At 64.7% G+C, this 14,325-nt stretch carries 13 protein-coding genes and 1 tRNA gene; 9 read left to right on the top strand and 5 right to left on the bottom strand.

Translation table 11 applies throughout. From position 1 onward, the window contains the following. Positions 1–13: 13 nt before the first annotated feature. Together BLQ85_RS07655 and BLQ85_RS07660 are read left to right on the top strand one after the other, a co-directional pair. Complete coding sequence (locus BLQ85_RS07655; RefSeq protein ID WP_074575706.1) at positions 14–499, top strand: YajQ family cyclic di-GMP-binding protein; 486 nt, start codon at positions 14–16, stop codon at positions 497–499. Between the two features lie 4 nt (positions 500–503). Further along, the gene (locus BLQ85_RS07660) at positions 504–1,178 is read left to right on the top strand and encodes a retropepsin-like aspartic protease family protein (RefSeq protein WP_074575707.1); all 675 of its coding nucleotides are present in this window, start codon (positions 504–506) and stop codon (positions 1,176–1,178) included. 22 nt (positions 1,179–1,200) lie between these two features. Here BLQ85_RS07660 and plsY read toward each other — a convergent pair whose 3' ends face one another. From plsY to BLQ85_RS07675, 3 genes are all read right to left on the bottom strand, one after another. Then, entirely contained in the window at positions 1,201–1,833 is a 633-nt protein-coding gene (gene plsY, locus BLQ85_RS07665) for a glycerol-3-phosphate 1-O-acyltransferase PlsY (protein WP_074575708.1), read from the bottom strand. 45 nt (positions 1,834–1,878) lie between these two features. Beyond that, on the bottom strand, positions 1,879–2,391 hold the full coding sequence (locus BLQ85_RS07670; RefSeq protein WP_074575869.1) for an aminoacyl-tRNA deacylase: 513 nt from the start codon (positions 2,389–2,391) through the stop codon (positions 1,879–1,881). Positions 2,392–2,496: 105 nt separating this feature from the next. Next, positions 2,497–3,558, bottom strand: coding sequence for an aldo/keto reductase (locus BLQ85_RS07675; protein WP_074575709.1), 1,062 nt, complete (start codon positions 3,556–3,558; stop codon positions 2,497–2,499). Between the two features lie 272 nt (positions 3,559–3,830). Between BLQ85_RS07675 and BLQ85_RS07680 the strand changes: the two genes are divergently transcribed. After that, entirely contained in the window at positions 3,831–4,496 is a 666-nt protein-coding gene (locus tag BLQ85_RS07680) for a YiaD family glycine zipper/OmpA-like lipoprotein (protein ID WP_074575710.1), read from the top strand. A 54-nt stretch (positions 4,497–4,550) separates the two neighbouring features. On the opposite strand, the gene BLQ85_RS07685 is transcribed toward BLQ85_RS07680, so the two are convergent. Next, positions 4,551–6,320, bottom strand: coding sequence for an acyl-CoA synthetase (locus BLQ85_RS07685; protein ID WP_074575711.1), 1,770 nt, complete (start codon positions 6,318–6,320; stop codon positions 4,551–4,553). Between the two features lie 8 nt (positions 6,321–6,328). Here BLQ85_RS07685 and BLQ85_RS07690 point away from each other — a divergent pair, with 8 nt between their 5' ends. The 6 genes from BLQ85_RS07690 to BLQ85_RS07715 all read left to right on the top strand — a co-directional run bounded on the left by BLQ85_RS07690 (position 6,329) and on the right by BLQ85_RS07715 (position 13,275). Continuing rightward, entirely contained in the window at positions 6,329–7,267 is a 939-nt protein-coding gene (locus tag BLQ85_RS07690; protein WP_074575712.1) for an alpha/beta fold hydrolase, read from the top strand. 73 nt (positions 7,268–7,340) lie between these two features. Next, positions 7,341–8,445 (top strand): peptide chain release factor 2 gene (gene prfB, locus BLQ85_RS07695; RefSeq protein ID WP_139200916.1). Its coding sequence is split into 2 segments (ribosomal slippage): positions 7,341–7,421 and positions 7,423–8,445, totalling 1,104 coding nucleotides; the frame shifts between segments, so codons are not numbered across the junction. 79 nt (positions 8,446–8,524) lie between these two features. After that, positions 8,525–11,245 (top strand): aminopeptidase N, encoded by a 2,721-nt coding sequence (pepN, locus tag BLQ85_RS07700; protein WP_074575713.1) that lies wholly within the window; start codon positions 8,525–8,527, stop codon positions 11,243–11,245. 18 nt (positions 11,246–11,263) lie between these two features. Next, the gene (locus tag BLQ85_RS07705) at positions 11,264–12,121 is read left to right on the top strand and encodes a tetratricopeptide repeat protein (protein ID WP_074575714.1); all 858 of its coding nucleotides are present in this window, start codon (positions 11,264–11,266) and stop codon (positions 12,119–12,121) included. A 47-nt stretch (positions 12,122–12,168) separates the two neighbouring features. Further along, on the top strand, positions 12,169–13,176 hold the full coding sequence (locus BLQ85_RS07710) for a class 1 fructose-bisphosphatase (RefSeq protein ID WP_074575715.1): 1,008 nt from the start codon (positions 12,169–12,171) through the stop codon (positions 13,174–13,176). 23 nt (positions 13,177–13,199) lie between these two features. Continuing rightward, positions 13,200–13,275 (top strand) — tRNA-Thr (locus BLQ85_RS07715). Positions 13,276–13,430: 155 nt separating this feature from the next. Here BLQ85_RS07715 and BLQ85_RS07720 read toward each other — a convergent pair. Beyond that, complete coding sequence (locus tag BLQ85_RS07720; protein WP_074575870.1) at positions 13,431–14,264, bottom strand: shikimate dehydrogenase family protein; 834 nt, start codon at positions 14,262–14,264, stop codon at positions 13,431–13,433. Between the last annotated feature and the right edge of the window lie 61 nt (positions 14,265–14,325).

Raw genomic sequence — 14,325 nt, forward strand, 5'->3', positions numbered from 1 at the left:
AAAGACTCGCACCATGCCCTCTTTCGACACCGTTCTTGAAGCCGATCTGGTCAAGGTCAAAAACGCCGTGGAAAACACCGGCAAGGAAATCACCACGCGCTTCGACTTCAAGGGCACCTCCGCCTCCATCGAGCTCAAGGACAAGGACATCACGCTGATCGGCGACAGCGACTTCCAGCTCGACCAGATCAACGACATCCTGCGCAACAAGCTCACCAAAGCCGGCGTGGACATCCGCTTCCTCGATATCGGCAAGGCCGAAAAAATCGGCGGCGACAAGGTCAAGCAAGTGTCCAAGGTGCGCAACGGCATCGAAGCCGAGCAGGCCAAAAAAATCCAGCAGCTCATCAAAGGCAGCAAGGTCAAGGTGCAGGCCTCCATCCAGGGCGACGCGGTACGCGTGACCGGCGCCAAGCGCGACGACCTGCAGACAGCCATGGCCATGATCCGCGCAGAAATCAGCGACTTTCCGCTGAGTTTTAACAACTTCAGAGATTGAACATATGACCCCCAGGCTTGCCACCGCGTGCACGGCACCGCTGCTGCTGGTGTTTGCCCTGCTGCAAGGCGCAGCACAGGCCCAGACCGTGGGCCTGGCCGGCATGCTGGGAAACAAGGCCTTGCTGATTGTCGACGGCGGCCCGCCCAAGACGGTGGCGCCAGGGGAAACCCACCAGGGCGTCAAGGTGGTCTCCACCGCGGGCGACCAGGCGGTGGTGGAGCTGGGCGGCAAGCGCCATGCGCTGCGCATCGGCGAAGCGCCCATGAGTGTGGGCGCCGGCGGCGGCCCGGGCACGCAGGCCGGACAGGGCACCCGCATCGTGCTGACGGCGGGCAGCGGCGGCCACTTCATGACACAGGGCCAGATCAACGGCAAGATGGCCCAGTTCCTGGTCGACACCGGTGCCAGCGCCGTGTCCATGTCGCTGGCCGATGCCGAACGCATGGGCATTGACTACAAATCGGGCCGGCCCGTACAGCTGACCACGGCCAACGGCCCCATCATCGGCTGGCAGACCTCGCTCGCCTCGGTGCGTGTGGGGGATGTGGAGGTGTTTAACGTGCCGGCCGTGGTGGCGGCGCGCGAGATGCCTTTTATCCTGCTGGGCAACAGCTTCCTCACGCGCTTCCAGATGAACCGCACCAATGAAGAAATGGTCTTGACCCGGCGCTTCTAGCCGGAACAAGGATCGCGCCGGCTCAGGCTTTCTTGCCGCTTCCCAGTTTCGACTCCGTGCCCTTGAGCAGCTTGTTGATGTTCTCGCGGTGGCGGTACACCAGCAGCGCGCTGATGGCGAACATCACCAGCAGCATGGCCTTGTCGACATACCAGGCCTCCCGGTCGCCGAACAGGTAATACAGGGGCGCGAAGGCCGCCGAGACCAGGGACGCCAGCGAGGAGTAGCGCGAGAAAAAGGCGATGATCACCCAGGTCGCCAGCGTCGCCAGGCCCAGCACCCAGCTCACGCCCAGCAGCACGCCCGCCGCCGTCGCCACGCCCTTGCCGCCCTTGAACTGGAAGAACACCGGGTACAGGTGCCCGAGGAAAGCCGCGAAGCCGACGGCAGCCATCGTGCCGTCGCCCAGGCCGTAGTCGGCGCCAAACCATTTCACCAGCACCACCGGCAGCCAGCCCTTGAGGCCGTCCAGCAGCAGGGTGGCAATGGCAGCCGGCTTGCTGCCCGAGCGCAGCACATTGGTGGCGCCCGGGTTTTTGCTGCCGTAGCTTCGGGGGTCGCTCAGGCCCATGAGCTTGCTGACGATGACCGCGAAGGACAGCGAGCCGAGCAGGTAGGCCAGCAGCGTGGCGACTATTGCGTATGCGTAAATCATGTGTCCCTCTTTATGTATGGTGGCGGCCGGCCTGTAGGCCCGCGCTCAGCCGTAGCCGGCAGCATTGTCCAGGCTCAGCGCGCAGTTCACCGATTTTGCACCGAGCAATGTGACACAGACCTGCGGGTCCAGCCCGACCAGGTAACCGCGGCGCCCGCCGTTGATGGCGATTCTAGGCAAAGCTAGGATGCTTTCCTCGATATAGACCGGCATGGCCTTGCGCGTGCCGAAGGGCGAGGTGCCGCCCACCAGGTAGCCGCTGTGCCGGTTGGCGACCTCGGGCTTGCAGGGCTCCACCGACTTGGCGCCTATCTGCCGCGCCAGGTTTTTGGTCGAAACCTTGCGGTTGCCGTGCATCAGCACCAGCAGCGGCCTGGCGTCCTGGTCCTGCATGACCAGGGTCTTGACGACGGTGAAGGGATCCAAGCCCAGCACCTCGGCGCTGTGCTGGGCGCCGCCGTGCTCCAGGTACTCGTAGGGGTGCTCGGTGAAGGCCACCTTGCTGGCTTTCAGCAGCTGGGTAGCCGGCGTCTCGCTAACGTGGCCCTTCTTACTCACCAGGTCGCTCCACACCAAGGGTCGGCGCGGAACCGGCTTCGCCGGGCCGCAGCGGACGCCCCCCGGAGGGGGAGGCGCCGAAGGCGCGTCGGGGGGAAGCCATCTCTAGAGCGCGGGGTCCCGCAGCTCCCAGCGGATTTTGTCGATCTCGGCCAGCACTTCGGGCGTCAGCGTGGTACCCCAGGCGTCCAGGTCTTCATCGAGTTGCGCGACCGAAGTCACGCCAATGATGGTGCTGGCCACCTGCCACTTGGTGTAGCAAAAGGCCAGCGCCATTTGCGTGGGCGTCAGGCCGTTGGCGCGCGCCAGCGCGTTGTAGCGCCGCGCGGCGGCCAGCGCCTCGGGGCGGCCCCAGCGCTGCTTGCGCGTGGACTCGAATTTGGCGATGCGCGCCTCCTTGGGCGCCTTCGCGCCTTCAAAGCCCGATTCGTCGTACTTGCCCGTCAGCAGGCCGAAGCCCAGCGGTGAATAGGCCAGCAGCGAAACGCCCAGCCGATGCATGCTTTCGTCCAGGCCGTTTTCCACCGTGCGGTTGACCAGGCAATACGGGTTCTGCACCGAGGCCACGCGCGGCAGGCCGTGCTGCTCGGCCAGGCGCACGAACTCATGCACGCCGTAAGGCGTTTCGTTCGACAGGCCTATGGCGCGCACCTTGCCCGCCTTGACCAGGCCGGCCAGCGCCTGCAGCTGTTCATGGATGGGCGTGGCCGAGCGTTCCTGCGCGGGGTTGTAATACAGCGCGCCGAAGGCCGGCACATGGCGCTCGGGCCAATGGATCTGGTACAGGTCGATGACGTCCGTCTGCAGGCGCTTCAAGCTGGCGTCGCAGGAAGCCACGATGTCCTTGGCCGTCATGCCGCTGCCTTCGCGCACCCAGGGCATGCCGCGCGAAGGGCCGGCCACCTTGCTGGCCACCAGCACCTTGGCGCGCGCCGACGGGTTTTTGGCGAACCAGTTGCCGATGATGGTTTCGGTGGCCCCGAAAGTCTCGGCGCGCGCCGGCACCGAATACATCTCGGCCGTGTCCAGGAAATTGACGCCGCGCGCCAGCGAGCGGTCCAGGATGGCGTGCGAGGTTTTTTCATCCACCTGTTCGCCAAAGGTCATGGTGCCCAGGCAGACAGGGGTCACATGCAGGTCGCTGGAGCCGAGTTGAACTTTATTCATGGGATTTGCGGGTTGAGGAGAAAAGACGACGAAAAGCGTTGTTGCGCCAATGAGAAGCGAGTGTGACGAAGTTCACAAAGCGGCTAGTTTAAGGGCTCTGAAGACGGCGTGCTGGCGGCCCCAACTCGGGCCCTTGTCTTACAACTGCTCACCAATTGCCTGCCTAGTATTCACAGACCGGCGATTTAATCCCTGCGTGGTTGAATCCTGAACTGAATTCATCAACACATTTCAATAACGACATCACCCAATTTTTCCCGAGGAGAATTTCCATGAACAAACTGACCACCACTTCCCTGAGCTGCGCCGTCCTGGCCGCCGCCATGCTTTCCGGCTGCGCCAACATGACGGAAACCCAGTCCGACACGGCCAAGGGCGCCGGCATAGGCGCGGTCGCGGGCGCGCTGCTGGGCGCGGCCACCGGCGGCTCCAAGGGCGCGGCCACTGGCGCGGTGCTGGGCGGTGCGGTCGGCGCGGGCGGCGGCTACATCTGGTCCAAGAAGATGCAGGAACAAAAAGCCGCGATGGAACGCGCCACCGTGGGCACCGGTGTGGCCGTGAGCCAGACCACCGACAACCGCCTGAAGCTGGACATCCCCAGCGACGTCTCGTTTGACGTGGGCCGCTCGGCCATCAAGCCCAACTTCGCGCCCATCCTGAACCAGTTCGCGACCAGCCTGAACCAGAACCCGGTCACGACGGTCACCATCATCGGCCACACCGACAACACCGGCTCCGACGCCATCAACAACCCGCTGTCGGTGGACCGCGCCGACGCGGCCCGCGACTACCTGGTCAGCCGCGGCGTGGCCCGCACCCGCATCGTGACCGACGGCCGCGGTTCGCGCGAGCCTGTGGCTGACAACAGCACGCAACAAGGTCGCGACAAGAATCGCCGCGTTGAGATCTACGTAGCCGAACAAGTTGCCGCACGCTGAGCACAGGCTTCACTCATAAAAAAAGCACCTTCGGGTGCTTTTTTTATGCCTGCGTCAGGCCGGCGACTGCGCCTTGAACCGCGCTTCTTCCTGCAGCCGCAACACGCGCCTTTGCACCTTTCCCGTGGTCGTCATGGGCAGCGCATCTATGAATTCAATCTCCTTGGGGTACTCGTAAGGCGCCAGCATGGTTTTGACATGCGCCTGCAGCCTGGCGGTGAGCTCTTCGTCAAACCCGGCCGCACCGCCCGGATGCGCCGCGCGGGCCGCGACCTGGTCGGGCGCGATCACCACATAGGCCTTGACGACGGCGCCGCGTTCGCGGTCGGGCTTGGGCACCACGGCCGCGTTGGCGACGGCCGCGTGCTTGACCAGGCAGTTCTCGATCTCGCCGGGGCCTATGCGGTAGCCCGCGGCCTTGAACACGTCGTCGGCGCGGCCCTCGTACCAGAGGTAGCCCTCGGCATCGCGGCGCGCCAGGTCGCCGGTGCGGCACCAGTCGCCGGTGAACTTGTTGCGGGTGGCCTCTTCTTTTTTCCAGTAACCCAGGAAAAAGATAGGGTCGGGATCGCCGTGCACGTCATAACGGTTCACCGAGACATCGCCCGGCACGCCCACCGGGCATTCATGGCCCTCATCGTCTATCACCGCGACGCGGTGGCCCGGGTAGCCTTTGCCCATGCTGCCCGGCCGGGCGGGCCAGAAGCGGCTGCAGTTGCCCACGACGTAGTTGATTTCGGTCTGGCCGAACATTTCATTGACGGTCACGCCCAACTGCTCCTGGCAGTAGGCAAACACCGCATCGCCCACAGCCTCGCCTGCGCTCATCATGGCTTGCAATGTCAACTTGAAGTGCTGCCCGGGCCGGGGGTAAGCCTTCATCATGGCCTTGAGGGCCGTGGGGAACAAAAAGGTGTGCGTCACACCCTGCTCCGCCATCAGGCTGAAGGCCAGCTCAGGGCTGAAGCGCCCGTTAAAAGCGACGATGGGCCGGCCGAAATAAAGGCTGGGCAACAAGGCATCCATCAAGCCTCCAGTCCATGCCCAGTCCGCCGGAGACCAGAACACCGCGTCCGATTTTTTGTTCGTTTTGCCGTCGAAACCAAACCAGTTGTGGCTGCAGACAAAACCCGGCAGGTTGCCTATCAGCGCGCGGTGCGGCAGCAGCGCGCCCTTGGGCGGGCCCGTGGTGCCGCTGGTGTAGATCAGGATGGCGCCTTCGTCGGCCTTGGTCTTGGCGGCCGTGAAGACGCCTTTTTGCGCCGCCAGCGCGGTTTCATAGTCCATATCGCCCTGGCCCCGGGCGCTGCCGGCGGCGATCACCGTGCGCAGCGCCGGGCAGTTGCCGCGAATGGCCTTGAGGCTGGCAATGGAGCTTTCATCGCAAATGGCCACCGCGGCATCGCTGTCCTGCAGCCGGTATTCCAGCGCCTCGGGCCCAAACAGCATGGACAGCGGCATGGCCACCGCGCCCATCTGGAACACCGCCATATAGGCCACGGCGGTTTCCAGGCGCTGCGGCATCACGATGGCGACGCGGTCGCCGCGCTGCACACCCAGGCCCGTCAACACCTGGCTCAGCGCATCGGCGGCCTTTTGCAGCTCCTGGAAGCTGTGCAACACCGTCTTTGCGCCCGGCTTGTGCTCGCGTATCGCGGTCCGGGGCTGCTCGCGCGCCCAGCGGCTGCAGCAGGCCTCGGCGATGTTGAAAAATTCATCCACCTGCCAGCGAAAGCCGGCGTGCAGCGCCGCGTAGTGGTCAGATTGGGCGCCGGCCGGCTTGTCCCTGTGTTGACTGCGCTGTGGTTCATGTCTCTTTATCATGGGATCCAATGTACAAAGAAAAACGCTCTTCCCGCAGCGAGTTTGTCCCTATACGCGGCCTCAGTTACCACGTCCGCCTCTGGGAAAGCCCCTCGGGCACAAACCCCGCGCTGCCGCCGCTGCTGTTGGTCCATGGCTGGATGGACGTGGCCGCTTCCTACCAGTTCATGGTGGACGCCCTGTCCGACGCCTTCGTGCAAGGCCGAACCATCATCGCACCCGACTGGCGCGGCTTTGGGCTCACGGGCTCGGGCCCGGACGGCAGCCCCGCCGACAACTACTGGTTTGCCGATTACCTCGCCGACCTGGATTTTTTGCTCGACCATTACGCGGGCGAGCAGCCCGTGGACCTGGTCGGCCACAGCATGGGCGGCAATGTCGCCATGCTGTATGCCGGCGTGCGGCCGGCGCGCATACGCCGGCTGGTCAACCTCGAAGGCTTCGGCCTGCCGCCCAGCAAGCCCGAACAGGCGCCGGGCCGTTATGCCAAATGGATGGACGAGCTCAAAAGCCTGCAGCGCGGTGAACTCGCGCTCAAGGCCTATGACAGCGTGGACGGCGTGGCGCGCCGCCTCATGAAGACCAACCCGCGCCTGTCGGCCGACAAAGCGGGCTGGCTGGCCGGCCACTGGGCACGGCCCGATGCGGCGGGGAAATGGCAAATCCTGGGCGAGGCCGCGCACAAGATCACCAGCGCCCAGCTTTACCGCGTCGACGAGGCGCTGGCGATCTACCGCTGCATCAGCGCGCCCACGCTGGCCGTCGAGGCCTCCGACGATTCGCTGGCCACCTGGTGGCAGGGCAAATACAGCCTGGACCAGTACCACGAGCGCCTGAAACAGGTGGCCCAGGCCCGTGTCGCCGTGATCCAGGACGCCGGCCACATGCTGCACCACGACCAGCCGGAACAGCTGGCAACACTGATTGAGGGCTTTCTGGAGCAATAGTCCCTGTGTCGTGAGAAAATGACGGGTTCAGCCGCCCTCTTGCGGCTACCACCTTATTCAGGACAGAAGAACCATGGAAGCAGAACGCATCAACCTCATCAGCAACCAGCTTGTGGACCTCAGCAACCGGGTCAACGAGCTTCGGGGGTATCTTTGACTACCCTGCCAAAGAACGAAAGCTGAACGAAGTCAACGCCGCGCTGGAAGACCCGAAAGTCTGGGACAACCCCAAGCGCGCGCAGGAACTCGGCAAGGAAAAAAAATCGCTGGAAGACGTGGTCCACGTCATCGACCGCCTGAGCTCTGAGCTCTCCGACAACAGCGAGCTCTTCGAGATGTCCAAGGGCGAAGGCGACGACGCCGGCATGGCGACGATTGAAGGCGAGGCCGCCAAGATCGCCGCCGAGGTCGAAAAAATGGAATTCCGCCGGATGTTCAACAACCCGGCCGATCCCCTGCCCTGCTTCCTGGACATCCAGGCCGGCGCCGGCGGCACCGAAGCCTGCGACTGGGCCAGCATGCTGCTGCGCCAGTACCTCAAGTACGCCGAGCGCAAGGGCTTCAAGACCACGGTCGAGGACGAATCGCCCGGCGACACCGCCGGCATCAAGGGCGCGACCATCAAGATCGAGGGCGAATACGCCTTCGGCCTGCTGCGCACCGAAACCGGCGTGCACCGCCTGGTACGCAAGTCGCCGTTTGACTCCTCGGGCGGGCGGCATACCTCGTTTGCCTCGGTGTTTGTCTATCCCGAAATCGACGACTCCATCGAGATCGAGATCAACCCCGCCGACGTGCGCACCGACACCTTCCGCGCCAGCGGCGCCGGCGGCCAGCACATCAACAAGACCGACTCGGCCGTGCGCCTGACGCACATCCCGACCGGCATCGTGGTGCAGTGCCAGGACGGCCGCAGCCAGCACAGCAACCGCGACGTGGCCTGGAAGCGCCTGCGCTCGCGGCTGTACGACTTCGAGTTGCGCAAGCAGCAGGAAGCCCAGCAAAAGCTGGAAGACACCAAGACCGACGTGGGCTGGGGCCACCAGATCCGCAGCTACGTGCTGGACAACAGCCGCATCAAGGACCTGCGCACCAACGTCGAGGTCTCGGCCACGCAGAAAGTGCTGGACGGGGACCTGGACGTTTTTATCGAAGCCTCGCTGAAGCAGGGCGTTTGATGCCCGCGGCGGCCGGCGCGGCCCCGGGGGTTTTGTTGAGTGATTGTTTGAGTTTTAGATTGTTTTTGAGGAAGTAGCCATGTTGCAAATGCCCGATGACCGTGGATCTGGACAAGGGCCCACGGTGGTCAACCGCGCCGACTACATCGCCCCCGCCTACTGGATAGACACCGTCGACCTGTGCTTCGACCTGGATCCGGCCAAGACCCGCGTGCTCAACAAGATGAGCCTGCGCCGCAATCCCGACGTGCCGCCCCAGCCGCTCAAGCTCGACGGCGAGGAGCTCAACCTGGCGCGCGTGCTGGTCAACGGCCAGGGCACTTCCTTCAAGATGGAAGGCAGCCGGCTGGTGCTGGAAAACCTGCCCGAGGGCGACGCGCCCTTCGAGCTGGAAATCTTCACCACCACCTGCCCGGCCAAGAACACCAAGCTGATGGGCCTGTACGTCAGCAACGACTCTTTCTTCACGCAGTGCGAAGCCGAGGGCTTTCGCCGCATCACCTACTTCCTGGACCGCCCCGACGTGATGGCCAGCTACAGCGTGACCCTGCGCGCCGACAAGGCCCAGTACCCGGTGCTGCTGTCCAACGGCAACCTGGTGGACCAGGGCCCGCTGGAGCCCGGCCCCAACGGCGCGCGGCATTTCGCCAAATGGGTGGACCCGCACAAAAAGCCCAGCTACCTGTTCGCCCTGGTGGCGGGCCAGCTGGTCAGCCGCGAGCAGCGCATCACCTCGCGCGCCGGCAAGCAGCACACGCTGCAGGTCTATGTGCGCCCCGGCGACCTCGACAAGACCGAGCACGCCATGGCCTCGCTGATGCATTCGGTCGCCTGGGACGAGGCCCGCTTCGGCCTGCCGCTGGACCTGGAGCGCTTCATGATCGTCGCCACCAGCGACTTCAACATGGGCGCCATGGAAAACAAGGGCCTGAACATCTTCAACACCAAGTACGTGCTGGCCAACCAGGCCACCGCCACCGACGTGGATTTTTCCAACATCGAAAGCGTGGTCGGCCACGAGTACTTCCACAACTGGACCGGCAACCGCGTCACCTGCCGCGACTGGTTCCAGCTGAGCTTGAAGGAAGGCCTCACGGTGTTCCGCGACCAGGAGTTCAGCCAGGACCTGGCCGGCTCCCCCTCGGCCCGCGCCGTCAAGCGCATCGAGGACGTGCGCGTGCTGCGCACCGCCCAGTTCCCCGAGGACGCCGGCCCCATGGCGCATCCGGTGCGGCCCGACAGCTACGTCGAGATCAGCAACTTCTACACCGTCACCATTTATGAAAAAGGCGCCGAGGTCGTGCGCATGATGCAGACCCTGGTGGGACGTGACGGCTTTGCCCGCGGCATGACGCTGTACTTCGAGCGCCACGACGGCCAGGCCGTGACCTGCGACGACTTCGCGCAGGCGATTGCCGACGCCAACCCCATGTCGGACCTGGCGCGCCTGCTGCCCCAGTTCAAGCGCTGGTACAGCCAGGCCGGCACGCCGCGCGTGCGCGCGCAAGGCCGCTACGACGCCGACGCCCGCACTTACACCCTCACGCTGTCGCAAAGCTGCGCGCCCACGGTGGGCCAGCCCGTCAAGCAGCCGTTTGTGATCCCGGTCGGCCTGGGCCTGCTGGGCGCGGACGGCCAGGACCTGCCGCTGCAGCTGGCCGGTGAAAGCCAGGCCCCCGCCAGTACACGCACCGTGGTGCTCACACAGGCCGAAGAGAGCTTCACCTTCACCGGCATAGACGCCGAGCCCGTGCCTTCCATCCTGCGCGGCTTCAGCGCCCCGGTGGTGCTCGAGTTCAACTACAGCGACGCCCAGCTGCTGCACCTGCTGGCGCACGACAGCGACCCCTTCAACCGCTGGGAAGCCGGCCAGCGCCTGGCCGTCAACCGCGCCATCGCGGCCATCACCACGACCGCCGCACCCGCCGCCGTGCTGGACGAGGCCTACCTGGACGCCATGCGCCAGGTGCTGCGCCACCCCACGCTGGACGCGGCCTTCAAGGAGCTGGTGCTCACATTGCCGTCCGAAACCTACCTGGCCGAGCAGCTCGAGGTGGTGGACCCGCAGCGCATCCACACGGTGCGCGAAGCCATGCGCCTGCAGCTGGCCACGGCGCTCGCAGCCGACTGGGAGGCCGCCTACGACGCCAACCACGACACCGGCGCCTACACACCCGACTCCGTCTCCAGCGGCCGCCGCGCGCTCGCGGGCATGGCATTGACCTATCTGTGCCTGGCGGCACAAAGCACCGGCGATGCCGGCTGGCCGCGCAAGACCCTGCAGCGCTTCAAGGACGCCGGCAACATGACCGACCGCTTCAACGCGCTGGCCGCGCTGGTCTCCAGCGGCCATGCCCTGGCCGGCGAGGCGCTGCCGCTGTTCCACGCCATGTTCAAGGACGAAGCCCTGGTCATCGACAAATGGTTCGGCCTGCAGGCCGGCGCGCCCGACCGCGGCGGCAATGTGCTGCCCGCCGTCAAGCAGCTCATGAAGCATGCTGACTTCAGCCTGCGCAACCCGAACCGCGCGCGCAGCGTGGTCAGCACCTACTGCCAGGGCAACCCGGCCGCCTTCCACCGCGCCGATGCCGCCGGTTATGTGTTCTGGAGCGAGCGCGTGATGGAGCTCGACGCCATCAACCCCCAGGTCGCTGCCCGCCTGGCGCGCGCCCTGGACCGCTGGAGCAAGCTGGCCGAGCCCTACCGCAGCGCGGCACGCGAGGCGATTGCGCGCGTCGCGGCCAAGACCGATTTGAGCAAGGACACGCACGAAGTGGTCTCTCGCGCACTGGCCGACTGAACACGGACGGCACCCGCCATGGCGCTCTTCACATTCGGTACCCCCGCACAGCGGTTTGCGAAGAAGTTCAACCCGCTGCGCGACACGGTGTACGACGCCGACGCCATGTTCAGCGGTTCGCGCATGTCGGCCGACCTGGCCGCGCTGGAGCCCCTGGCTGAAAGCGTGGGCGCCGACTCCGCCGAGCTGGCTGATTGGCTGTGGCTGCAGTTCGTGGTGTTCCGCAAACGCCAGCTGCATACCGAGGGCCTGCCCCTGGGCCTGCGCGCCCTGGCCCTGCGCGCGGCCAAGGGCGGCCTCACGCCCACCGAACGCTACGAACAGCATTACGCCTTAGGCGAGTCGGCCCTGGAGGCCGAGGACTACGACACCGCCGTCGAACACCTTCAGCAGTCGTCCCACTGGGCCGCACACGAAGGGGCCACGCTGGGCATCGACCAGAAGCTGGGCATCCGCGAAGAGATCGGCTACGCCCTGCACGAGGCCGGCCGCTTTGCCGAAGCACTGGCGCACAACCGGCAATTGCTGGCCGACGCCCAAAGCGCCTTCGGCTCCAGCACGGACGAGCGCCTCTCGGGCCTCATCAACAACCTGGCGCAAAATGCCTATGAGCTGGGCGAGCACGCACAGGCACAGGCCTGGCTGCAACAGCGCCTGGCGCTGGGCCAGGCCTCGCAGGACACCGACATCGTGCTGGACACCTTGTTCCAGCTCGGCGTGCTGGCCCACGAAACCGGCCGGCCCGCCGAGGCGCGCGCCCTCTTCCAGCAACGCGTGGACATTGCGCGCACGAAGGACGACGAAGACCTGCTGGAGGGCGCCCTGGCCACGCTCGCCGAATTTGAAGAACGCGAACAGCAAGGCCAGCCCGGCTGACCGCCTCGCCCCACCGAACCACCCCTTAACCGAACGGAGCCACCCCCATGTCCCAGAAAATCTCCCTGACCCGCTACCTGGTGGAGCAGCAGCGCATGGACGGCCACATCCCGTCGCAGCTGCGGCTGCTGCTGGAAGTGGTGGCCCGCGCCTGCAAAAGCATCAGCCAGGCCGTCAACAAAGGCGCGCTGGGCGGCGTGCTGGGCACGGCCTCCAGCGAGAACGTGCAAGGCGAAGTCCAGAAAAAACTCGACATCATCGCCAACGAGGTGCTGATCGAAGCCAATGAATGGGGCGGCCACCTGGCGGCCATGGCCTCCGAAGAAATGGACAGCATTTATGTGGTGCCCAACCGCTACCCCCAGGGTGAATACCTGCTGCTGTTCGATCCCCTGGACGGCTCCAGCAACATCGACGTCAACGTCAGCATTGGCACCATCTTCAGCGTGCTCAAAAAGCCCGAAGGCCATGCCGGCGTCGAGGAAAAAGACTTCCTGCAGGCCGGCAACAAACAGGTCGCGGCCGGCTACTGCATTTACGGCCCGCAAACCACCCTGGTGCTGACGGTGGGCGACGGCGTGGCCATGTTCACCCTGGACCGCGAGCAAGGCTCCTTCGTGCTGACAGAGGAAAACGTCAGGATTCCCGAGGACACGAAAGAGTTCGCCATCAACATGAGCAATATGCGGCACTGGGACGCGCCGGTGAAACGCTACATCGACGAATGCCTGCAGGGCAAGGACGGCCCGCGCGGCAAGGACTTCAACATGCGCTGGATCGCCTCCATGGTGGCCGACGTGCACCGCATCCTGACCCGCGGCGGCGTGTTTATGTACCCCTGGGACAAACGCGAACCCGAAAAGGCCGGCAAGCTGCGCCTGATGTACGAAGCCAACCCCATGAGCTGGCTGATCGAGCAGGCCGGCGGCGCCGCCACCAACGGCAAACAGCGCATCCTGGATCTGCAGCCCAGCAAGCTGCATGAGCGGGTCAGCGTCATGCTGGGATCCAAAAATGAGGTCGAAAGAGTAACCTCCTACCACTCCGGGCTATAATCGCAGGCTGTATTTCAGAATAAGCCGGTGTAGCTCAGTCGGTAGAGCAGCTCATTCGTAATGAGAAGGTCGGGTGTTCGATTCATCTCTCCGGCACCAATTCAAGCGGAAAACAGCGATAGTGGTCACTTACAGGTGATTGCTGGTGTCATCTCTGGTGACAGCCGGGTTCCGCATCAAAAAGCCTCCTGACGGAGGCTTTTTTTTCGCCCATGCCGAAGCAGCAGGCCCCTCGGCAGGAAACTGGCGCCCATTCAATACCTGATTGTCGCGACCGAACGCAGAATCTCCGGTGTTGTAGTGGGCAGGCCGAAAAACTCCAGGTACGCCGGGATCTGCTCGAACAACATGTCCGTTCCCACCTGAACCTGGCATCCGCGCGCGATCGCCGCCTTCAGGAAGGCGGTGGTTTCGCTGCGCATGACCACCTCGCCCACAAAAGTGTTGGGTGCGATGCGTGAGACGTCCATCGGCAGGGGATCGCCCTCCTCCATCCCCATGGGCGTGGCATTGACGACCAGGTCGTAGCCGGCGGGATCGTTGGACCCAGTGCTCACGCCCAGCTTGGGGTAATGCTTTTTGAGCCGGCCGGCCAGCGCTTCAGCGGACGCGGCATTGACGTCAAAAAGGCTGATCGCTTCAATGCCGGCTGCGGCCAGTGAGGCCGCAATCGCCGAACCGACGCCGCCGCTGCCCACCACCAGCACCCGCTTGCCGGGCAGGTTCAGGCCCTTGCGCTGGATGCCGCGCACAAATCCTTCCCCGTCAAACATATCGCCCTGCAGGCGGCCGTCGGCACCACGGCGAACCGCGTTGCACGAACCGGCGATCAGCGCTGTCGGCGAAACCTCGTCGAGCAATCCGACCGTGCTCACCTTGTGGGGCATGGTGATCAGCGCGCCGCCGATGTTTTCGAGCGTGAAGACTGACTTCAGGAAGGCCGCGTAGTTTTCGGAGCGGCATCCCATGGGCACGACGACCGCGTCAATGCCTACCTGCTCGAAGTAGGGGTTGTAGATCATCGGCGCCTTGAACGAATGCGTGGGAAATCCGATGTGGGCGATGAAGGTGGTCTTGCCGCTGATCATGAAAGCCTTCTTGATGGTCCTGGTGGAAACGATGGAATATTGTCGGGTGGCAGGCAGACGC

It is taken from the genome of Polaromonas sp. JS666 (assembly GCF_900103405.1).
Taxonomy (GTDB): Bacteria; Pseudomonadota; Gammaproteobacteria; order Burkholderiales; family Burkholderiaceae_C; genus Polaromonas.